This window comes from Citrobacter amalonaticus (assembly GCF_018252635.1).
GTDB lineage: Bacteria > Pseudomonadota > Gammaproteobacteria > Enterobacterales > Enterobacteriaceae > Citrobacter_A > Citrobacter_A amalonaticus_E.
In genome coordinates this window covers 193,595-215,716 of record NZ_JAGTXM010000004.1, presented here as the reverse complement: position 1 = coordinate 215,716, position 22,122 = coordinate 193,595, and the positions used below count along the sequence as shown (strand labels likewise).

At 54.9% G+C, this 22,122-nt stretch carries 18 protein-coding genes; 11 read left to right on the top strand and 7 right to left on the bottom strand.

All coding sequences use genetic code 11. From position 1 onward, the window contains the following. Positions 1 to 73: 73 nt before the first annotated feature. Positions 74 to 1,165, top strand: coding sequence for a redox-regulated ATPase YchF (gene ychF, locus KE671_RS13810; protein ID WP_043000470.1), 1,092 nt, complete (start codon positions 74 to 76; stop codon positions 1,163 to 1,165). Positions 1,166 to 1,209: 44 nt separating this feature from the next. Here ychF and KE671_RS13805 read toward each other — a convergent pair whose 3' ends face one another. Continuing rightward, positions 1,210 to 1,356 carry a hypothetical protein gene (locus KE671_RS13805; RefSeq protein ID WP_211986789.1) on the bottom strand — a complete coding sequence of 49 codons (147 nt, stop codon included), beginning with the start codon at positions 1,354 to 1,356 and terminating at the stop codon, positions 1,210 to 1,212. Between the two features lie 99 nt (positions 1,357 to 1,455). Between KE671_RS13805 and KE671_RS13800 the strand changes: the two genes are divergently transcribed. After that, positions 1,456 to 2,436 (top strand): GlxA family transcriptional regulator, encoded by a 981-nt coding sequence (locus KE671_RS13800; RefSeq protein ID WP_206163403.1) that lies wholly within the window; start codon positions 1,456 to 1,458, stop codon positions 2,434 to 2,436. Positions 2,437 to 2,514: 78 nt separating this feature from the next. Beyond that, complete coding sequence (gene gap / locus KE671_RS13795; RefSeq protein WP_206163402.1) at positions 2,515 to 3,525, top strand: type I glyceraldehyde-3-phosphate dehydrogenase; 1,011 nt, start codon at positions 2,515 to 2,517, stop codon at positions 3,523 to 3,525. A gap of 140 nt (positions 3,526 to 3,665) precedes the next feature. Here the strand turns inward: gap and dhaR are convergent, their stop codons facing one another. Beyond that, positions 3,666 to 5,570 (bottom strand): dihydroxyacetone kinase operon transcriptional regulator DhaR, encoded by a 1,905-nt coding sequence (gene dhaR / locus KE671_RS13790; RefSeq protein WP_206163697.1) that lies wholly within the window; start codon positions 5,568 to 5,570, stop codon positions 3,666 to 3,668. A gap of 240 nt (positions 5,571 to 5,810) precedes the next feature. On the opposite strand from dhaR, the gene dhaK reads away from it, so the two are divergent. The 4 genes from dhaK (at position 5,811) to KE671_RS13770 (ending at position 10,777) form a co-directional block, all read left to right on the top strand. Then, on the top strand, positions 5,811 to 6,881 hold the full coding sequence (gene dhaK, locus KE671_RS13785; RefSeq protein WP_206163401.1) for a dihydroxyacetone kinase subunit DhaK: 1,071 nt from the start codon (positions 5,811 to 5,813) through the stop codon (positions 6,879 to 6,881). Between the two features lie 10 nt (positions 6,882 to 6,891). Further along, positions 6,892 to 7,524 carry a dihydroxyacetone kinase subunit DhaL gene (dhaL, locus tag KE671_RS13780; protein ID WP_206163400.1) on the top strand — a complete coding sequence of 211 codons (633 nt, stop codon included), beginning with the start codon at positions 6,892 to 6,894 and terminating at the stop codon, positions 7,522 to 7,524. Positions 7,525 to 7,534: 10 nt separating this feature from the next. Further along, on the top strand, positions 7,535 to 8,968 hold the full coding sequence (dhaM, locus tag KE671_RS13775) for a dihydroxyacetone kinase phosphoryl donor subunit DhaM (protein ID WP_206163399.1): 1,434 nt from the start codon (positions 7,535 to 7,537) through the stop codon (positions 8,966 to 8,968). A 102-nt stretch (positions 8,969 to 9,070) separates the two neighbouring features. Beyond that, positions 9,071 to 10,777 (top strand): alpha,alpha-trehalase, encoded by a 1,707-nt coding sequence (locus KE671_RS13770; RefSeq protein ID WP_206163398.1) that lies wholly within the window; start codon positions 9,071 to 9,073, stop codon positions 10,775 to 10,777. Positions 10,778 to 10,830: 53 nt separating this feature from the next. Here the strand turns inward: KE671_RS13770 and KE671_RS13765 are convergent, their stop codons facing one another. Both KE671_RS13765 and KE671_RS13760 read right to left on the bottom strand, forming a co-directional pair. Beyond that, on the bottom strand, positions 10,831 to 12,942 hold the full coding sequence (locus KE671_RS13765) for a TonB-dependent siderophore receptor (RefSeq protein ID WP_206163397.1): 2,112 nt from the start codon (positions 12,940 to 12,942) through the stop codon (positions 10,831 to 10,833). A 119-nt stretch (positions 12,943 to 13,061) separates the two neighbouring features. Further along, positions 13,062 to 13,316 carry a GlsB/YeaQ/YmgE family stress response membrane protein gene (locus tag KE671_RS13760; protein WP_061077751.1) on the bottom strand — a complete coding sequence of 85 codons (255 nt, stop codon included), beginning with the start codon at positions 13,314 to 13,316 and terminating at the stop codon, positions 13,062 to 13,064. Positions 13,317 to 13,519: 203 nt separating this feature from the next. Between KE671_RS13760 and ycgR the strand changes: the two genes are divergently transcribed. Continuing rightward, complete coding sequence (gene ycgR, locus KE671_RS13755; RefSeq protein ID WP_206163396.1) at positions 13,520 to 14,254, top strand: flagellar brake protein YcgR; 735 nt, start codon at positions 13,520 to 13,522, stop codon at positions 14,252 to 14,254. Here ycgR and emtA read toward each other — a convergent pair whose 3' ends face one another. After that, positions 14,255 to 14,866 carry a membrane-bound lytic murein transglycosylase EmtA gene (gene emtA, locus KE671_RS13750; RefSeq protein ID WP_195293670.1) on the bottom strand — a complete coding sequence of 204 codons (612 nt, stop codon included), beginning with the start codon at positions 14,864 to 14,866 and terminating at the stop codon, positions 14,255 to 14,257. Positions 14,867 to 15,004: 138 nt separating this feature from the next. Here emtA and ldcA point away from each other — a divergent pair, with 138 nt between their 5' ends. Together ldcA and KE671_RS13740 are read left to right on the top strand one after the other, a co-directional pair. Further along, positions 15,005 to 15,919: a muramoyltetrapeptide carboxypeptidase gene (gene ldcA, locus KE671_RS13745; protein ID WP_206163395.1), complete on the top strand. Its 915-nt coding sequence runs from the start codon at positions 15,005 to 15,007 to the stop codon at positions 15,917 to 15,919. A gap of 98 nt (positions 15,920 to 16,017) precedes the next feature. Next, complete coding sequence (locus KE671_RS13740; protein ID WP_206163394.1) at positions 16,018 to 17,751, top strand: potassium/proton antiporter; 1,734 nt, start codon at positions 16,018 to 16,020, stop codon at positions 17,749 to 17,751. A 105-nt stretch (positions 17,752 to 17,856) separates the two neighbouring features. Here the strand turns inward: KE671_RS13740 and dadX are convergent, their stop codons facing one another. Then, positions 17,857 to 18,927 (bottom strand): catabolic alanine racemase DadX, encoded by a 1,071-nt coding sequence (gene dadX, locus KE671_RS13735; protein WP_206163393.1) that lies wholly within the window; start codon positions 18,925 to 18,927, stop codon positions 17,857 to 17,859. A gap of 12 nt (positions 18,928 to 18,939) precedes the next feature. Next, positions 18,940 to 20,238 (bottom strand): D-amino acid dehydrogenase, encoded by a 1,299-nt coding sequence (locus KE671_RS13730; protein ID WP_206163392.1) that lies wholly within the window; start codon positions 20,236 to 20,238, stop codon positions 18,940 to 18,942. Between the two features lie 328 nt (positions 20,239 to 20,566). On the opposite strand from KE671_RS13730, the gene KE671_RS13725 reads away from it, so the two are divergent. After that, positions 20,567 to 22,099, top strand: coding sequence for a SpoVR family protein (locus KE671_RS13725; RefSeq protein WP_061077757.1), 1,533 nt, complete (start codon positions 20,567 to 20,569; stop codon positions 22,097 to 22,099). The last annotated feature ends 23 nt before the right edge of the window (positions 22,100 to 22,122 follow it).

Below are 22,122 nucleotides of genomic sequence, written 5' to 3'. Positions count from 1 at the left end.
CAAAGTTATTTCCATTTCTACAATCTGTTTTCTACAACAGGTTGATTATCAAGATATTAAGGTGATTTAAATCATGGGATTCAAATGCGGTATCGTCGGTTTGCCCAACGTCGGGAAATCCACCCTGTTCAACGCGCTGACCAAAGCCGGCATTGAAGCGGCAAACTTCCCATTCTGTACGATTGAGCCGAATACCGGCGTTGTGCCGATGCCCGACCCGCGTCTGGAACAGTTGGCTGAGATCGTCAAACCGCAGCGTATCCTGCCGACAACAATGGAATTTGTTGATATCGCTGGTCTGGTGAAAGGTGCGTCCAAAGGTGAAGGCCTGGGTAACCAGTTCCTGACCAACATTCGTGAAACTGAAGCGATCGGTCACGTGGTGCGCTGCTTTGAAAACGACAACATCATTCACGTTTCGGGCAAAGTGAACCCGGCGGAAGATATTGACGTGATTAACACCGAGCTGGCGCTGGCGGATCTCGATACCTGCGAACGCGCCATTCACCGCGTGCAGAAGAAAGCTAAAGGCGGCGATAAAGACGCAAAAGCCGAACTGGCCGCGCTGGAAAAATGCCTGCCGCAGCTCTCTGAAGCTGGCATGCTGCGTTCGCTGGACCTGACGGACGAAGACAAAGCGGCGATCCGCTACCTGAGCTTCCTGACCCTGAAGCCGACCATGTATATCGCCAACGTCAACGAAGACGGTTTCGAAAACAATCCGTATCTCGACCAGGTGCGTGAAATTGCCGCGAAAGAAGGTTCTGTCGTGGTTCCGGTGTGTGCGGCCGTTGAAGCAGATATTGCTGAACTCGACGATGACGAGCGCGACGAGTTCATGCAGGAACTGGGGCTGGAAGAACCGGGCCTGAACCGCGTGATCCGCGCTGGCTATAAACTCCTGAACCTGCAGACCTATTTCACAGCCGGTGTGAAAGAAGTGCGCGCATGGACCATCCCTGTCGGCGCAACGGCACCGCAGGCGGCAGGTAAAATCCATACCGACTTCGAGAAAGGCTTCATCCGCGCGCAGACTATCGCGTTTGACGACTTCATCACCTACAAAGGTGAACAGGGCGCGAAAGAAGCCGGTAAGATGCGTGCTGAAGGGAAAGATTACATCGTCAAAGATGGCGATGTGATGAACTTCCTGTTCAACGTCTAATCGTTTGTATTGATTCGTGAGGCACTTCGGAGGTCTCACGCGCATCAAAATGGCCATAAAATCCACGCCATGGCGTGGATTTTGCTTTTCAATAGCGACTGAAATTCCTCGTCTGACGCGAGTCCTTCGTCACCGAGTTCATCTTCCCCTTCTTCCCTGACCTCTTTATCCGCAAGGATTGCAGTAAACATCGGCGTCAGCAATGGCGGTGACGATGGAAGAAATGGAACCCGTTTTCCGTCTGCGTTTGTGCTGTTGACTTATTCTGTAAAAAGATTACTTTTCAGGACATGAAGAAAATACTTATCATTGTCCCCGATGGCGGCATGCTGTTTGAATCCGCTGGTATTGCCGACATTCTGATGCAGGCCAACCGCCTGCACCCAGAAGGCGCTACGGATATCTGTTACCAGGTTCAGTTAGCGACAACCCAGCCTCATCAAGTGATCCATGGCCAGTCCGGTTTAAATTTACTGGCAGATCATCGCCTGCATGAAATTGACCCTCGTGAGCCTCTTGATACCATCATTATCACCGGCAGAGGTCAAAACCCGCAGGAAGGGATTGCGGTGGTTGACTGGCTACGCCTTGCCGCTCCCCATGCCCGCCGCATTGCATCCATTTGCGGCGGCGCGATGCTGCTGGCGCAAAGCGGACTGCTGGACGGCAGACGGGCTACCACCCACTGGAAGCTACTGGAAACCATGCAGGCTGAATTTCCTCAGGTACATGTTGAAGGCGGTCCGCTCTACATTCAGGACGAACACATCTGGACATCAGGCGGAGTCAGTTCCGGCTTTGACCTGACGCTTGCGCTGGTGGAAGAAGACTACGGCTTCAGCCTGGCACGCGACATCGCTCAGGACTTCGTCATGTACCTGCGCCGCCCCGGTGGCCAGCTGCAGTTTAGTCGCTATAACCTTCAGCAGACCAGCACCCAGGGCCCCATTAACGATCTGCAGACCTGGTTGCTCGAAAACCTCACCGCCGACCTCAGTGTGGATAAACTGGCGGAAAAAGTCGCCATGAGTCCGCGAAATTTTACCCGCGTGTTTACCCGGGAAACCGGTGCTTCACCGGCGCGCTATGTCGCCGAAGCCCGTTTGGCTGCCGCCCGACAGCGGCTGGAGCAGACCAACGAGACGCTGGATCGTATCGCCGAACAAACTGGATTTGGCAGCAGCATTAACCTGCGGCGGTTGTTTGAAAAACAGCTTCAGCTCACGCCAGGAGAATATCGCCAGCGCTTTCATTGTCGTAAAATGGCGTAAAGTGATCCTTTTTTGTCATTTACGCCAATCAGTGACCGTCCTACATTACCTTTAGAGACAACAGATAAGGAGTTGATCATGGTAAAGGTCGGTATTAACGGTTTTGGTCGTATCGGACGCAACGTATTGCGTGCTGCCCTGGGTAACCCGGATATTCAGATTGTGGCAATCAACGATCTGACAGACAGTAAGACGCTGGCGCATCTGCTGAAATACGATTCGCTGCTCGGTAAACTCGACGCCGACGTCACCGCCAGTGAAGGACAGCTTGTGGTTGACGGTAAACCCATTACCGTGTTCAGCGAGCGAGACCCGGCCAACATCCCATGGCGTCAATGTGTCGTTGATATCGTCATTGAAGCAACGGGCTTCTTCACTGACCGTGACAAGGCTGCGGTGCATGTCCACAGCGGTGGCGCAAAGCGGGTGATTATCTCCGCCCCCGGTAAAAACGAAGATTTAACCATCGTGATGGGCGTTAACGATGGCCTCTACTCTCCGGATAAACACGTTGTAGTCAGCAACGGCAGTTGCACCACCAACGGTCTGGCACCTGCCGCGCAGGTTCTGCATCAGCATTTCGGTATTAAGCATGGCCTGATGAACACCACTCACGCCTATACCAACAGTCAGGCGCTGCATGACCAGCCGGAAAAAGATCTTCGCGGTGCCCGCGCCGCCGCACTGTCGATTGTGCCTTACTCCAGTGGTGCCGCAAAGGCGCTCGGCAAAGTCATTCCTGAACTGGAGGGTCGTTTGACCGGCTACTCGCTGCGCGTACCGGTTCCGGTGGTCTCCATTGTCGATCTCACCGTAACGCTTGAGCGGGATGTGACGACTGAAGAGGTCAATAATGCGTTTCGAGAAGCCGCCGCGACGGGACCGCTGAAAGGGATCCTCGGCTATAGTGATGAATCGCTGGTCTCAAGTGACTACCAGGGTGACCCGCGTTCTTCCATTATCGACGGCCTGTCAACGCTGGTGATTGGCGGCAATATGGTCAAAATTCTGGCGTGGTATGACAATGAATGGGGATTCTCTAATCGCCTCGTCGACCTGGCGCTGTTGATGGCAAGACACGAACGCTAACCCCCTGCTCCCGCACGCCCTCTAAAATCCACGCCAGGCGTGGATTTTTAATCTCTGCCGTTTGCTAACTGTCACCTGACGATGCTGCATGGGTGATCAGCCCATCGCATCCCATTCATTGTCTGCAACAATCCCACTTATCAGGGGCTCAACTTAAAATGCGCGGCGTTAATATTGTATTGCTTCATTTTTCGCCACAAGGTGGTACGGCCAATTTTCAGCAGGCTGGCCATCTCCTGAATACGCCCGCCGGTCACCCTTGCCGCATGAATGATGGCGTCTTTCTCAATATCGCTGAACGCGACGCTGGCAGAGAAGCGATCGGTCGTGGCTTCTGATGTCCGGTGCTCGTTAAAGAGATATTCCGGCAGATGGTTCAGGTGAATACGCCCGTCCTCACTTCTTAGCGCCGTATTTTCAATGACGCTGTTGAGTTCAAAGTCATTCCCCGGCCAGTTGCAGGCAATCAGCGGGGTCAGAACATCGTCATCCATAGACAGACGGGTCGAAAAGCGTTTTTCCAGCCGACGAAGACGGTGATTCACCAGAGAAGGTATGCTGTTACGCCGCTGTCGTAGCGGTGGAATCATGATTTCAAAGGCGTGCAGCGCGTAATAGAGCTGACGGCTAAAGCGGTTTTGTTCCACCAGTCGTGCCAGATCCACCGTTGTGGCGGCAATCACTTTCACATCAACAGGCACCACCCGCCGCGCGTCCAGACGGGTGATCACCCCTTGTTTGATCACCTGTAATAACGCCGATTGCAGTTCTGGCGCCAGATACTCAATTTTCTCCAGATACAGCGTACCACCGTGCGCCAGTTCCAGACGACTTAACCGCCCTTCGCTGTCGTCATCCGCTGTACTGGCGATAAAATCCCGCACCTGATCGGCATACAACTGACAGTTCACCGCAATATACGGGCCTTCCGCCCGTTCGCTGGCGTTATGGATTGCCTGACTGAGTAACTCCTTGCCGACTCCCTCTTCACCACATAACAATACCGGGAAACTGCCACGCGCCGCCTGACGACCAAAATGAACGATTCGCTGAGTCTGCGGATCGTCCTGCGCCATTTGCGCGAAGGTATAACTCACTTTACCCAACTGACTGGTCATCAGCTGACGCATCTTCTCTACCGGATGCAGCAGCAGAATAAAACTGGTGCCCTGCGCTTCGACAATCGGTTTGAGGGTAATCACCGTATCAACGAACTGATGCTGGCTTTCAAACGTCGTTTCAACATGATGAAGCGGGCGCTGATGGCGGATCGCCCGCACCAGAACGCTGGGCAGCGTCAGGAGTTCACTGAGGTTTTTGCCATGGGCAGCCGTCACGTCAAGATGCAGTAGCCGCGCCGCCTGGGCGTTGATAAATTGCAGACTTCCCTGCGCGTTCCAGGTCATCACGCCGTCATCCATGCTTTCCAGTAAACCATACAGTTGATTGAGATGGCGGTTCGATTCGGCAAGCAGGCTGTCAGTAAGCAGCGAATTCCCTACCTCACGCGCGATCGCCAGCGTCAATGACAGATCGGCCGGTGAGACGTCGTCTGCCGGACTGCCCAGCGCGATAGATCCCGAGAGGCGTCCGTGATTATCGAAAATAGGCGTAGAGCTAAAACTCCACGCCCCGAGCGCCTGTTTGAAATGGTGTTCGGGCCGCGTGGTTACCGGTTGCGCCAGCACAGAAGCCAGCGACAGTGCACAAGTGCCAATGATACTTTCGGCACAATACGTTCCATCAACAAAACCAAGTTCCGCCAGTTGCCGGAGCGTCTCTGGATCGCCACAACGACTCAGTACACACGCGCTTTCATCCAGAATCAACAGCGCACACTTTCGTGGCGCCATGTATTCCCATGCATCCTCCAGCGCCGCCTGTCCAAGCGTGAGCATCGCCGTCTTACGCCGACAAATCGAGTCAAACGTCAGTCCCTGTGCCCGATGCGGCTGCGCCCAGAAATCACGCTGCATTATTTTTCCGCAGCGCAGCCACGAGTCGCGGATAAATTCAGGGACATCCGGTTCATCGCTTATGTTCACACTATTGTTCACTGTCAGTTTTCCCTCGTTTCAGGGTGCGATCGCTCGCATTTTTGCTCTATCTCGTGCGTTGATGTTCCGTTATGGAACATTCATCAGAATAAACGTTCTCTTTTGGAACATAACATTGATGAATTTTCTTTTTCGCGCCCTGGGGCACAATTACAGTATCGGCAGCGAGCGGTCGCCGTGGCGTAGAACACCCTCGATCCCCTGAAGCTTAAGACCCGGAGCAAGAAAATGAAAAAGCTGATTAACCGTGTGGAAGACGTCCTGAGTGAACAACTGGCTGGCCTAGCAAAAGCGCACCCGTCGCTGACCCTACATCAGGATCCGGTGTATGTGACCCGTGCAGATGCTCCTGTTCAGGGCAAAGTCGCGCTACTTTCCGGCGGCGGCAGCGGTCATGAACCCATGCACTGCGGCTATATCGGTAAAGGCATGCTTTCTGGTGCCTGTCCCGGCGAAATTTTTACCTCCCCAACGCCCGATAAAATGTTTGAATGCGCCATGCAGATTGACGGCGGCGAAGGCGTGCTGCTGATCGTGAAAAACTACACCGGCGATATTCTTAACTTTGAAACCGCGACCGAGCTGCTGCACGAAAGCGGCGTGAAAGTCACCACCGTGGTGGTGGATGACGACGTGGCCGTCAAAGACAGTCTCTATACCGCCGGACGACGCGGCGTCGCCAATACCGTGCTGATTGAAAAACTGGTCGGGGCGGCGGCTGAACGCGGCGATTCCCTGGAAGCCTGTGCGGAACTGGGTCGAAAACTCAATAATCACGGTCATTCGATCGGTATCGCCCTCGCCGCCTGTACGGTACCGGCAGCCGGTCAGCCCTCTTTTACCCTTGCCGACAGTGAAATGGAGTTCGGTGTGGGGATCCACGGCGAACCCGGCATCGACCGTCGCGCTTTCGTCTCACTCGATCAGACCGTAGATGAGATGTTCGATACCCTGCTGGAAAACGGCACCTATAGCCGCACGCTGCGTCACTGGGATCCCGCTCAGGGCGTCTGGCAGGACGATAAGCAAAGCAAACAGCCTTTACAGCGTGGCGATCGCGTCATCGCGCTGGTCAATAACCTTGGCGCCACACCGCTTTCTGAACTGTATGGCGTCTATAACCGTCTTGACGAACGCTGCCAGCAGGCGGGTATCGTCATCGAACGTAATCTGATTGGTTCATACTGTACGTCACTGGATATGACCGGTTTTTCCATCACGCTGTTAAAAGTGGATGACGAGACGCTGGCATTGTGGGACGCACCGGTGCATACCCCAGGCCTGAACTGGGGCAACTAAGGAGAGAGTCATGTCACTCAACAGAGAACAGATTGTGAGTTGGCTTTATCGCTGCGGAGACATTTTCAGTAAAGAGAGTGATTATCTCACCGGTCTGGATCGCGAGATTGGCGATGCCGATCACGGTTTGAACATGCATCGCGGCTTTAGCAAAGTGGTCGAAAAATTACCGGCCATTGCGGATAAGGATATCGGTTTTATTTTAAAAAATACCGGGATGACGCTGCTGTCAAACGTCGGAGGAGCCAGCGGCCCGCTTTTTGGCACCTTTTTCATCCGCGCCGCGCAGGTCACTCAGGCGCATCAGAGTTTGTCGCTTAATGAACTCTATCAAATGATACGTGAAGGCGCTGATGGCGTGATTAGCCGGGGTAAAGCCGAGCCGGGTGATAAAACGATGTGCGATGTCTGGGTGCCGGTAGCGGAGTCACTGCGCCAGTCGTACGAGCAGAACCTCTCCGTCACTGCCGCGCTGGACGCCGCTGCCGCTCAGGCTGAAGCCGCCGCACAACGCACAATTACGATGCAGGCCCGCAAAGGTCGCGCCAGCTATCTGGGCGAGCGCAGCATCGGACATCAGGATCCGGGCGCAACCTCGGTGATGTTTATGATCCAGATGCTGGCAGCCGCAGCAAAAGAGTAAGGACAGTAAGATGGTAAACCTGGTGATAGTCTCTCACAGCGCCCGCCTCGGTGAGGGGGTGGGCGAACTGGCACAGCAGATGTTAATGGGCGGCAGTTGTAAAATAGCCATTGCCGCCGGTATCGACGATCCGCAAAACCCCATCGGTACCGACCCCATCAAGGTGATGGAAGCGATCGAGTCTGTTGCCGATACCGACCACGTGCTGGTAATGATGGACATCGGCAGCGCCCTGCTCAGTGCTGAAACAGCGCTGGATCTTCTCGACCCGGCGATTGCCGGGAAAGTGAGACTGTGCGCCGCGCCGCTGGTTGAAGGGACGCTGGCGGCAACGGTGAGTGCCGCCGCGGGTGCAGATGTCGAAAAGGTCATTGCCGATGCGACGAACGCCCTTGAGGCCAAGCGTGAACAACTGGGTTTACCCTCTTCTGCATCTGAGACCCGGATTACCCCGGCATTTAGCGCCCCCGACGCGGCGGCAAAATCGGTGTCCGTGGTGATCAAAAATCCCAACGGTTTGCATATCCGTCCGGCGTCCCGGCTTGTGGCAACGCTGTCGGTCTTTGACGCGGATCTGCTACTGGAAAAAAACGGTAAGTGCGTTACGCCAGATAGCCTTAATCAGATATCGCTATTGCAGGTTCGCTGTAATGACACGGTCCGTCTGCTGGCAAGCGGAGCGCAGGCGGATGAAGCGCTGGCCGCGTTTAGCCAACTGGCGTCGGAGAACTTTGGTGAATCGCTGGACGATGCAGCGACGACCACATTGTCGACGGCGCAGATTGCGGGTAGCGCATTCTGCTATACGCCAACGCTACCCCCGGTTCGACAAGCGTCCGATCTCAGTCCTGGCGCAGAGCAGGCACGACTGCGTAACGCGCTGGATCTCACCCTGCTCGACCTGATGACGCTGCTCACCCGTATGGAAGAAAACTGGCCTGCTGACCTGGCGGCCATTTTCTCTGGTCACCATATGTTACTCGACGATCCGGAACTGTTTGATACGGCCTGCGGGCTCCTGCGCAGCGAACACTGTACGGCGGAATATGCCTGGCAGCAGGTGTTGAGTAGCCTCAGCGCGCAGTATCGTCAGTTAGATGACGCCTATCTGCAGGCGCGTTACGTCGATATCGACGATCTCCTGCACCGCACGCTACGTCATTTGCTGCAAAGCCCGCAGACGTTACCTGACTTCACTGCGCCAGCCATACTCGTCGCCGACAATCTGTTTCCCTCGACGGTACCGGAACTCGACCCGAACGTGGTGAAAGGCATCTGCCTGCGTGAAGGCAGCCCGCTCGCGCATGGCGCCTTGCTCGCCCGCGAGATGGGTATCGCCTGGATATGCCAGCAGGGTGATGCGCTTAACGAAGTACAGACGGGCGAGCGGCTATCCCTGAATGTGGCGCAAAATTGCGTCGTCAGAGAAAGGAAACCGCTGTAACGTCGCAAAAAAAGGGGGGTAACAACGCGCCGGGGGCGATCCTGGACTACGATTTTCTCATGGTAGATACCGTTTTTCGGTACGCACTAAGGAGATGAATCAATGCATACCCCTGCTTTTTGCACGTCTGGTTCGCTGTCATGGGTCATAAAATTAGCGGTTTCCGGCACCCTTCTGTCCTTCTCTTCACTGTCAGTGCACGCAGAAGAATCGCCGGTTACCCCACCGCAACCGCCGGATATTTTGCTCGGCCCGCTGTTTAACGATGTGCAGAATGCCAGACTGTTCCCCGACCAAAAGACCTTTGCCGATGCCGTGCCTAACAGCGATCCGCTGATGATCCTCGCGGATTATCGGATGCAAAAAAATCAGTCCAGTTTCGATTTACGCCACTTTGTGAGCGTCAACTTCACGTTGCCAAAAGAGGGAGAAAAATATGTTCCGCCGGAAGGACAATCGCTGCGTGAACATATCGACGGGCTGTGGCCAGTCTTAACCCGCTCTACCGAAAGCGCGGAAAAATGGGATTCGTTGCTGCCGCTGCCTGAACCTTACGTGGTGCCCGGCGGGCGCTTCCGGGAAGTCTATTACTGGGATAGCTACTTCACCATGCTGGGACTTGCCGAAAGCGATTACTGGGACAAAATTGCCGACATGGTGGCGAACTTTGCCTGGGAGATTGATGCCTTCGGTCATATCCCCAACGGCAACCGCACCTACTATCTGAGCCGTTCCCAGCCGCCCTTTTTCTCCCTGATGGTGGAGCTGCTGGCGCAGCATGACGGCGACGATGCGCTGAAAAAGTATCTGCCGCAACTGCAAAAAGAGTACATCTACTGGATGGAAGGCGTCGAAACGCTGCAGGCAGGTCAACAGAACAAACGGGTGGTGAAACTGGATGACGGCACCATTTTGAATCGCTACTGGGATGAGCGGGATACGCCACGACCGGAATCCTGGGTTGAAGATATCGCCACGGCAAAAAGCAATCCAAACCGTCCGGCCACCGATATTTATCGCGATCTGCGCGCCGCGGCGGCATCCGGCTGGGATTTCAGTTCGCGCTGGATGGATAACCCGCAGCAGCTTGGCACGCTACGGACCACCAGCATCGTTCCGGTCGATCTTAATGCGCTGCTGTACAAGATGGAAAAAATCCTCGCGCGCGCCAGCAAAGCCGCGGGGGACGAAGCAAAAGCCAGCCAGTACGACAAGCTGGCGAACGCCAGACAGAAAGCCATAGAACACTACCTGTGGAATGACAAAGAAGGCTGGTATGCGGATTACGATCTGAAGAGCAAACAGGTGCGTAATCAGCTGACTGCGGCCGCCCTGTTCCCGCTCTATGTCAACGCGGCCTCGAAAGATCGCGCCAGCAAAATGGCTGCCGCCACTCGCGCACATCTGCTACAGCCGGGCGGGCTTGCCACCACTTCGGTGAAAAGCGGACAGCAATGGGATGCGCCAAACGGCTGGGCGCCGCTGCAATGGGTCGCCACCGAGGGCTTACAGAACTATGGACAGAGCGATGTGGCGATGGAGGTGAGCTGGCGATTTCTGACCAACGTGCAGCACACCTACGATCGCGAGCAAAAGCTGGTGGAAAAATATGACGTCAGCAGCACCGGAACCGGCGGTGGTGGCGGTGAGTATCCTTTACAGGATGGTTTTGGCTGGAGCAACGGCGTCACGCTGAAGATGCTCGACCTGATCTGTCCGAAGGAAAAACCGTGCGATAGCGTGCCGGAAAAACGCCCTGTCGCCAGCCAGACGTCCGCTGAATCGCCACAAAAACAGGCAACGCCATAATAGCCTGCGTCTGACCGGCCGGGGATCACCAGGCCGGTTTTCGCTTCATACAATCAGAAACGGTAGCTTGCCCCGACCTGAACCGTGCGGTCACGACCAATCCAGCAGTTAGTGCTGTCGTAGCAACTGAAGGTTTCTTTATTGGTGATATTCTGCGCGCTGGCTTTTAACGTCACGCCGCTCAACGAAGGTAACACCTCGCCTAAACGATATGACACGGCGAGATCGTACTGCGTTGTCCCTCCCAGCTTGCCGCCCTTGTTATCCGGCGTGATTTCCATCGGTCCGGTATAGCGCGCCCCTGCGCCCATCGTCAGCCCGCGCAGTGCGGTTGTATCGAAGGTATAATCGCCCCACAAATTGAACGCATTCTCTGGCACCTGCGTCGGTCGTTTGCCTTCCCAGGTTTCGTCTTCGGTATTGATCGCATGAGTGTAGGCGTAGTTGGCAATCAACGTGACGTTGTCACCTGGCCGGCTAATCACTGAAAGCTCAGCCCCTTTTGATTCGATCTCTCCGGTCTGCCGATAATCCCAGGTTGGCGTGGCGGAAAGCACATTCTTCTGACGAATGTTGAACACCGATGCCGTCAGCGTGGTCGCGTAATCGGCCAGCAGATATTTCACCCCGCCTTCCAGCTGTTTGCTGGTAGTCGGCTTCACGTCTTTCGACGTTAGCGTGCCCTGCGGTGAAATCGGTTTGAACCCTTCGGAATAACTGATAAACGGTGAAATACCGTTTTTAAAAGCATAGAGCGCGCCAAAACGTTTGGTCACTCTGTCCTGTGAGATCCAGGTTTTCTCATCATTTTGCAGCGCGTCGGTGGTCGTTGACCGGTAATCGTCATAACGAAGGCTGGCCAACAGATTTAAGCCGCCAAACGCCACCTGATCCTGCAGATAGTAGCCATTTTGCTGATAAGAAAGACGGTTTTTCTGTGCGGTGTACAGCCCCAGGTCAGCAGTATGCACCTGATGAAAATCCGGGTCGCGCATGTCGATTCCCGGCGTAGCGCTGGCGTAGCGGTAGAAGTAATGACTGTCGAGTTTCTGATAGTCAAAACCGGCCAGCAGATGGTGCTGCCAGTCGCCCAACACGATCGTTTTCGTCACCTGGTTGTCGATGTTGAAACTCTTTAGATCTTCATCAGTGGTATAGGCAAAGCGGTCCAGCATCCAGACCGGGTTTGTGCCATTACCAGTTGAATAGACGCTGCGCTGGTGCGTATCGACATCAAAATAGCGCGCCTGCTGACTGAATCCCCAACCGCTGTCAAATTCATGCTCGAAATGATAACCCACCATCCACTGACGCTGCTTAAAGCCACTCCACTTATCTCCGGCATAATCGCGACGATCGGCATAACCCGAGCGCAAATAGGCAATCGGTAACGGGTTCGACGGCGACAACGACGGGGTATTTTGCACCAGCGCATCCAGCGTCAGGCGCGTTTTGCTGTCGGGTTGCCAGGTGACGGACGGTGCCAGCAGATAGTCTTCATTACGGGTGGTGTGCGGCTGGTCGTCCCCCTCCGTTGCCTTACCCAGCAGACGGTAATTCCAGTCGCTGTCGCTAATTTTACCGGTGGAATCCAGATAGCCCTCTTTCAGATTTCGCGTACCGGTATTAAAGCCGATTTCCGTTGTTTGCTCAGCCTGCGGTTTTTTGCCCTGAATATTCACCAACCCTCCCGGCGAACCGTTCCCATACAGCACTGAGGAAGGCCCTTTCAGAATATCGACGCTTTCCACCAGCAGCGGGTCGATACGGGCTTTGGTATTGCCGGTGACGTTGTACGGCAACTGCAGGCCGTTGTAGTACTCCTGATCGACAGCGAAACCACGGATCTTGTACTCGCTCATATAGGAAGTATTGCCGCGCATTTCTGTCGATACGCCCGGCGCATAGCGCAGGATCTCGTTAACGGAATTCGCGTGGCGCAAGGCGATCTCATGATTATCAATGGTATTAATCACCTGCGGCGTTTTACTTTCCGGGACAGCGGATTTGGTGGCGCTGTTGGTCCAGGCAGGCAGCAGGCTCTCCTGACCTGTCGCCGAAACGACAATGGTCGATTCACTGGTGTCAGCCGCATGCGACAGTGTGGTTAGAGCCAGAGAAATACAGCCAGAAAGCGCGCAAAGTCGAAAGCAAGAAGTTGTCATAGTGAGAATAATTATCAGCTTAAATTGGAATGCTAATTATTCTCATTTCAATGGGTAAATCAAGAGAGGAATTGAAGGGAAATACGGATAAAAACGCGGCTCCCGCAGGAGCCGTGTTGTTAATCGCGGCGTACGAGCCGGAATACCACCAGCACCACAATGGCACCTACTACAGCGACCAGGAAGCTGTGTAGGTTAAAGCCGCTGATCGTGCCGCCTATACCAAACATGGTCGCCAGCCATCCGCCCACTACGGCACCGACGATGCCGAGAATACAGGTCAGGATGAATCCGCCGCCGTCACGTCCCGGCATGATCAATTTGGCAATAACACCGGCAATCAAACCAAACACAATCCAGGCAATAATTCCCATGTTCAGACCCTCTTTTCAGGGAAACCACACGCAACAAATTCTTGCGCTTGTTCGTTAAGTATAGGCAACCCCTTGATTCTCGCTGTTTCCACGGGCCTGAATTATTTGTCTTTGGTAAAAAAAATCACGCGTTTGTATTAAGTTCTCCTACGTCTTGCCGATAACCGTTCGATAGACTGTCAGGCATCCAGGAGTCATTCCGCGTGAGTCATTACAATGAGCAGTTCCTGAAGCAAAATCCGTTGGCGGTGTTGGGCGTTCTTCGCGACTTAAACAGCAACCAGGTGCCTTTGCGCGTCTCCTGGTCCGGCGGGCAATTTATCAGCAAGATCCTTGACGTCTCGGCCGAAAGACTGGTGATGGACTTTGGCAGTCAGCAACACGAAAACCTCGCCGTACAGAAGGCACGCAATATTACCTTTACCGCCGAAACCCAGGGCGCAAAGGTCGAGTTTACCCTGGAACAATTGCACAGCGGTGAGTATCAGCAGCTTCCGGCCTTTATCACCGCGCTCCCTCCGGCGCTGTGGTTTGTGCAACGGCGGGAATACTTCCGCATCTGCGCGCCGCTCCATCCTCCCTACGGTTGTACGGCGCAGATGCCGGATAACAGCACCCTACGTTTTCGGCTGTACGATCTTTCCCTCGGCGGAATGGGCGCTCTGCTGGAAGGCCCGAAGCCGTCAGGTCTTACCGAAGGGATGCGTTTTTCGCAGGTGGCGTTGGATATGGGGAAATGGGGAATGTTTCACTTTGATGCGCAACTGATCTCCGTTACCGAGCGCAAAGTGATTGATGGGAAAAACGAGACCATTTCCACTCCCCGCCTGAGCTTTCGTTTTCTTAACGTCGGTCCGGCGGTGGAGCGGGAACTACAGCGGATTATCTTTTCCCTTGAGCGCGAAGCGCGCGAGAAATCAAACAAAGTGCGCGACTAATTACATCGCATCCAGCGCGCGCTGCAATTTATAGATGTAGCGCGGTGCCTGAGGCGCAGGATGGTTATCCGCGACGTGTTCAACGAACTCATCGGCGCTGAGATCGTTGATTTTGTTGATGGCCTTTTTCCGGTCGGAGGAGAACGTGCGTAGCAGCGCACCTGCGCCGTTGGCATAGGAAACTACCAGCGCGTATTGCATTACCTGCGGATCCTCAATGCCGGCGAGCGGGCCGGTCTCCAGAATACTCAGGTAGGCGGCGCCCATTGAGATATTCCGTTCCGGGTTTTTCAGTTCACTGGTTGAAGGCTCGCCACTCCAGCCCATCCGGCGATAGACATCGCGTCCGGAGGTCGACGCTTTCAGCTGCATCAGCCCTATCGCATTCGATTTACTGACCGCATTGGGGTTACCGCCCGACTCAATTGCGATAATCGCCGTTATCAATTGTGGGCTAACGCCCCACGCCGCACCGGCTTTTTCGCTGATTGGCATCCATTGCATGGCGCGTTTTACCGGCACTTCCGCGTTCCACGGGGGATTTTTATAATCTTGTTTTGAACTACAGCCTGCAAGCAGCACAATCAAAAAAGCAAACCATCTCAATTTCACGTCTTCTGTCCTTATCGCCGGAACGCTTCGTTACGAAAACCACCGTTATAGACCGGATTAACAAAGCGCTATCCGGCAAAACGTTCTACTATAAGCGGCATGATATACATTTGGTTTCTGTTGTAGCAAGGAATTGCCATGTCCCGGTTTCACTTAATTGCCCCCTCGGGCTATTGCATCAATCAGCACGCGGCTTTGCTTGGAATCCGGCGCCTTAAGGAGGCCGGGCATCAGGTCGATAATACGGCGGTGGTCAGTCGTCGCCATCAACGCTTTGCGGGTACGGATTCGGAGCGTCTGGCGGACGTGAACGGACTTGCGCATCTCACCGCGGCGGACACCATCGTCATGCCGGTGCGCGGCGGCTATGGGGCGAGCCGGCTACTGGCGCACATCGACTGGCAGGCCCTTACTGTCCGGCAACAGCGGGATCCGCTGCTCATTTGCGGACACAGTGATTTTACGGCGATCCAGTGCGGTCTGCTGGCGTTGGGCAATGTCATCACCTTCAGTGGCCCGATGCTGGCGGCGAACGTTGGCGCGCCGGAGCTGAATACCTTTACGCAAACCCATTTCTGGCAGGCGCTGCGTCACGCGCAGTATACGGTGGAATGGCAAGGTGACGGTCCGGCCTGTCACGCGCAAGGAACGCTATGGGGCGGCAATCTGGCGATGCTGATTTCGCTTATTGGCACCCCGTGGATGCCCAAAATTGAACGCGGCATTCTGGTGCTGGAAGACATCAATGAGCACCCTTTTCGTGTCGAGCGTATGCTGTTGCAATTGTTTGACGCCGGCATTTTAAATCGCCAGAGCGCCATTGTGCTGGGCAGTTTTAGCGGCAGCGCCCCGAATGAGTACGATGCCGGTTACGATCTCAATACGGTGTATGCGTTTTTACGTGAACGCCTCTCGATTCCCCTGATCACCGGACTCGATTTTGGTCATGAGCAGCGGACCGTTACGCTGGCGTTAGGTGCGCATGCCGTGCTGCAAAACGATCAACACGGCACGCAACTGACGATCTCCGGTCATCCCTTTCTGAAATCATAAAAAAAAACGGTTGCAGGGCTAAGTAACGCCCGGTTGCAGCCGTTAATATGGTAATGTCAATGTAGAAAAAAAATGGCTAATTGAGGAGTAAACCAACGTTGGACGCCGCAGCAATAATCAGTCTTTTCATTTTGGGGTCCGTCCTCGTTACCAGCAGTATCTTACTCAGTTCATTTTCATCACGCCTTGGCATTCCGATTCTGGTTATCTTCCTGGCGATTGGCATGCTGGCTGGCGTCGATGGCGTCGGCGGCATCCCGTTCGATAACTACCCCTTTGCCTATATGGTCAGTAACCTTGCGCTGGCAATTATCCTGCTTGATGGAGGAATGCGCACACAGGCCAGCTCGTTTCGCGTCGCGCTGGGGCCGGCGCTTTCGCTGGCGACCGTTGGCGTCCTGATCACCTCCGGTTTAACCGGCATGATCGCTGCCTGGCTGTTTAATCTCGATCTGATTCAGGGGCTGTTGATTGGCGCCATTGTCGGTTCAACGGATGCGGCGGCGGTTTTTTCCCTGCTGGGCGGCAAAGGGCTGAACGAGCGTGTCGGCGCGACGCTGGAAATTGAATCCGGCAGTAATGACCCGATGGCCGTGTTTCTGACCATTACGCTGATCGAGATGATTCAGCAGCACGAAACCGGCTTAAGCTGGATGTTCGCGGTCCACATTATTCAGCAGTTTGGTCTGGGCATCCTGCTTGGGCTGGGCGGCGGCTATCTGCTACAGCAGATGATTAATCGTATCTCCCTGCCCGCCGGACTCTACCCGCTATTAGCCCTGAGCGGCGGGATTCTGGTGTTTGCCCTGACCACGGCGCTGGAAGGCAGCGGGATCCTGGCGGTCTATCTGTGCGGCTTCTTGCTGGGTAATCGCCCGATTCGCAACCGTTTTGGTATTCTGCAAAACTTCGATGGCCTGGCCTGGCTGGCGCAGATTGGCATGTTCCTGGTGCTCGGACTGCTGGTGAATCCTTCTGACCTGTTGCCGATTGCTATTCCAGCGCTAATCCTTTCCGCCGGGATGATTTTCATTGCCCGTCCGCTCTCCGTCTTTATCGGGCTGTTGCCGTTCCGCGGGTTTAATCTGCGTGAACGCGTGTTTATTAGCTGGGTGGGTCTGCGCGGTGCAGTACCGATCATTCTTGCCGTCTTTCCGATGATGGCAGGTCTGGAAAATGCCCGTCTGTTCTTTAACGTCGCCTTCTTCGTGGTGCTGGTATCACTGGTCTTTCAGGGCACCTCGCTCTCCTGGGCGGCGAAAAAGGCGAAGGTGGTGGTACCACCGGTCGGCTGGCCGGTCTCACGCGTCGGTCTGGATATTCATCCGGACAATCCGTGGGAGCAGTTTGTCTATCAACTCAGTGCCGATAAATGGTGTGTCGGCGCGGCGCTGCGCGATCTGCATATGCCTCAGGAAACGCGCATTGCGGCGCTGTTCCGTGACAATGTGCTGTTTCATCCCACCGGCAGCACCCGTCTGCGTGAAGGCGATGTGCTGTGTGTCATCGGGCGTGAGCGCGATCTCCCGGCACTGGGTAAACTGTTTAGCCAGTCACCACCGGTGGCGCTGGATCAGCGCTTCTTTGGCGATTTTATCCTCGAAGCCAGCGCCAAGTATGCCGATGTGGCGCTGATATATGGTCTGGATGACGGAACGGAGTACCGCGATAAGCAGCAAACGCTGGGCGAAATTGTACAGCAACTGCTGGGGGCCGCCCCGGTTGTCGGTGACCAGGTTGAATTTGCTGGCATGATCTGGACCGTGGCGGAGAAGGAAGATAATGCGGTGCTGAAGGTTGGTGTTCGCGTGGCGGAAGATGAGGATGAGTAGCGTAGATTTTTTTTGCCGGGTGACGGCTGCGCCTTCCCCGGCCTACAAAATGCACTGACTCACCAGGCCTGATAAGCGCAGCGCCATCAGGCAACTCTATAGAAGTTACACTGTCACTACAGGAACGCGCAGCGCCAGCGAACACATCAGCTCATAGCCCACCGTTCCCGCTGATTTCGCCACGTCGTCAATTTTGATCTCCTTGCCCCACAACTCCACCGGCGTCCCAATGCCCGCCTGTGGGCATGGCGTCAAATCCACCGCCAGCATATCCATCGACACGGTTCCAACGGTCGTGGTCCGGACACCGTCTACCAGCACCGGCGTTCCACTCGGCGCATGGCGCGGATAGCCATCCGCGTACCCCGCCGCCACAATGCCAATGCGTTGTTCGCCTCTGGCGGTATAGCGGCCGCCATAACCGACGCGATCCCCGGCTTTCAGCGTCTGCACGCCAATGATTTCACTACTCAGCGTCATCACCGGTTTCAGTCCGGTATTGGCAATATCGCGCCACTGGCCTGACGGCGAAGCGCCGTACAGAATAATGCCCGGACGTACCCAGTCGAAATGCGCATCTGGGTGCCACAGCGTGGCCGCGGAGTTTGACAGCGAACGGCGGCATTCGAGCCCTTCTGTCGCCAGCGCAATACGTTCCATCGCATTGCGGATCCCATCAGGATGCTCAGCGTCGGCAAAGTGTGACATTAGCGTCATTTCGCCGACGTTCGGCATCGCCCGCAGTTGCTGCCAGACCGTTTGCAACCGTTCCGGCTGGAACCCCAGACGGTTCATGCCGCTGTTAACCTTCACATAGACATCCAGCGGCGCCTTAAGCTTCGCATTCTGAATCGCTTTCAACTGCCAGTTGCTGTGAACGCAGGTGGTCAATCGCCAGGTGTCGTACTGTTCCAGATCCCCTGCGTGGAAAAAGCCTTCCAGCATCAGGATCGGCCCTTTCCAGCCGCGCTCACGCAGGGTGACTGCTTCTTCCAGATTCAAAAGAGCAAAACCGTCGGTGCTGCCCAGCGCACTCCAGATACGTTCTATGCCGTGTCCATAAGCATTGGCCTTCACCACTGACCAGACGCGAGCGTCCGGTGCGGCCTGACGCACAATGCTCAGGTTTTGTTTCATCGCCTGCAAATCAAGGCTGGCCAGTATAGGGCGGGTCATTTCGCATCCTTCTTAGTGATGTGCGCCGTGTAAATGCTGTGGACGGGCCGGCGTAAATCCTGCGTGGTAACGTGCCACGCTCAAATCGTCATACGGAATGGCCGGTGTGCGACCTGACAAAATATCGCTCAGTAACTGCCCTGAACCGCAGGCCATCGTCCATCCCAGCGTACCGTGTCCGGTGTTCAACAACAGATTTTTGAAGCGGGTACGTCCCACGACGGGCGTACCGTCCGGCGTCATCGGACGCAGCCCGGTCCAGAATGTCGCCTGTTCAATATGCCCCCCACGCGGGTAGAGATCGCGCACCACCATCTCAAGCGTTTCCCGACGCGGCTGGAGTAGTTCGGTATTGAAACCGACAATTTCCGCCATGCCGCCCACGCGGATGCGCTGGTCAAAACGGGTAATGGCGATTTTGTAGGTTTCATCAAGAATAGTCGAAACCGGCGCGCCGTCCTCTTCCGCCACCGGAATTGTCAGCGAATAGCCTTTCAACGGATAGACCGGAATATCGACAATCCCTTTCAACATCGCCGTGGAGTAGGAGCCCATCGCCATGACGTACGCATCCGCTTTAACGATCTCATCACCACATTTCACGCCGTAAATCTGTTCGCCTTCGCAAAGCAGTTTATCCACCGGCGTATTGAAGCGGAATTTGACCCCTGCCTGCTCGGCCATCTGCGCCAGACGCTGGGTAAAGAGCTGGCAGTCGCCGGTTTCGTCATTCGGCAAGCGTAAGCCACCGGTCAGTTTGTGCGCCACTTCAGCCAGCGCTGGCTCGACGTCCGCCAGTCGACTGGCTTCCAGCAACTGATAGGGCACGCCCGCGTCTTCCAGCACGGCGATGTCGCGCGTGGCGTTCTCATACTGCTGCGCGGTACGGAACAGTTGCAGCGTGCCACCCTGCCGCCCTTCATACTGGATACCGGTCGATGCACGCAGTGCTTTCAGGCAGTCACGACTGTATTCCGCCAGACGCACCATCCGCCCTTTGTTTTCCATGTAGTGACTGGTGTCGCAGTTGCGCAGCATCTGCCACATCCACTTCAACTGGAACGGTGTGCCGTCCAGACGGACTGCCAGCGGCGCATGGCGCTGGAACATCCATTTAATCGCCTTCAGCGGGACACCCGGCGCTGCCCAGGGGGCGGCATAGCCCGGAGAGATCTGCCCGGCATTCGCCGCGCTGGTTTCCAGCGCCGGACCGGGTTCACGATCGATGACGGTGACATCATGTCCTGCCTGACTCAGATACCAGGCGCTGGTCACGCCAACGACGCCACTTCCCAGTATGACAACTCGCATAGCCACTCCGTTAACAGTAACTGTAAAAGAACAATCATCTAATTACATCTTGATAACTCAGATGAAAATATTATTCAACATATGGCTTTTTTATGGTGACACATCTCACATATAGCAGGCAGCACAGTGAGCCGTTTGCTTTGGCATCTCCTGCTGCGGGCTATTTTTATCCAGCATAAAATATCGCAACCACCCTGCAATCTGGCGAGTCGACCAGCGGAAATCGCAAAGAAAATATTTCTTCGCTGACACGGTTTTTAACCGGGTGTTCTATGCTTGAAATGAGGTGCTCCACACAGAGAGTGCCGCCAACAATGAGGGTGCGCGAATGGCTACGATTGATTCCATGAACAAGGACACCACACGCTTGAGCGATGGACCCGACTGGACGTTTGATCTGCTGGATGTCTATCTGGCAGAAATAGACCGGGTGGCGAAACTCTACAGACTGGATACCTACCCGCACCAGATTGAAGTCATCACCTCCGAGCAGATGATGGATGCTTACTCCAGCGTCGGGATGCCGATTAACTATCCTCACTGGTCGTTTGGCAAAAAATTTATCGAGACCGAACGACTGTATAAGCACGGTCAGCAAGGACTGGCCTATGAGATTGTGATCAACTCCAACCCGTGTATCGCATACCTGATGGAGGAGAACACCATTACTATGCAGGCGTTGGTGATGGCGCACGCCTGTTATGGACATAACTCCTTCTTCAAAAATAACTATCTGTTCCGCAGTTGGACCGATGCCAGTTCCATTGTCGATTACCTGATCTTTGCGCGTAATTACATTACCCAGTGCGAAGAGCGATACGGCGTAGACGAGGTTGAGCGATTGCTCGACTCTTGCCACGCGCTAATGAACTACGGCGTTGACCGCTATAAACGCCCGCAGAAAATCTCCCTTCAGGAGGAGAAAGCCCGCCAGCAGAGCCGTGAAGAGTATCTGCAAAGCCAGGTAAACATGCTGTGGCGAACCCTGCCGAAGAAAGAGGAAGAGAAGACGATTGCCGAAGCGCGGCGTTACCCCTCAGAACCGCAGGAGAACCTGCTCTACTTTATGGAAAAAAATGCCCCGCTGCTGGAGTCCTGGCAGCGCGAGATCCTGCGCATTGTACGCAAAGTCAGCCAGTATTTTTATCCGCAAAAACAGACGCAGGTGATGAACGAAGGCTGGGCCACGTTCTGGCATTACACCATTCTGAACCACCTATATGACGAGGGGAAAGTCACCGAACGTTTTATGCTGGAGTTTTTACACAGTCATACCAACGTGGTGTTCCAGCCGCCTTATAACAGCCCGTGGTACAGCGGCATAAACCCTTACGCGCTGGGGTTCGCCATGTTCCAGGACATCAAGCGCATCTGCCAGTCGCCAACGGAAGAAGATAAATACTGGTTCCCGGATATCGCCGGTTCCGACTGGCTGGAAACGCTGCATTTTGCCATGCGCGATTTCAAAGATGAGAGCTTCATCAGCCAGTTCCTGTCACCGAAGGTAATGCGCGATTTTCGCCTCTTTACGGTGCTGGATGATGACCGACATAACTATCTGGAGATCTCTGCCATCCATAACGAAGAAGGCTACCGCGAAATCCGCAACCGCCTTTCGTCACAATATAATCTGAGCAACGTTGAACCGAATATTCAGGTCTGGAATGTGGATCTGCGGGGCGATCGCTCCCTCACTCTGCGCTATATTCCGCATAATCGCGCGCCGCTGGATAAAGGCCGCAAAGAGGTGCTCAAGCATGTGCATCGGCTGTGGGGATTTGATGTGATGCTGGAACAGCAAAACGAGGACGGAAGCGTCGAACTACTGGAGCGCTGTCCCCCCAGGATGAACAGCCTGTAAAACAAAAACCCCCTCTTCTTCGT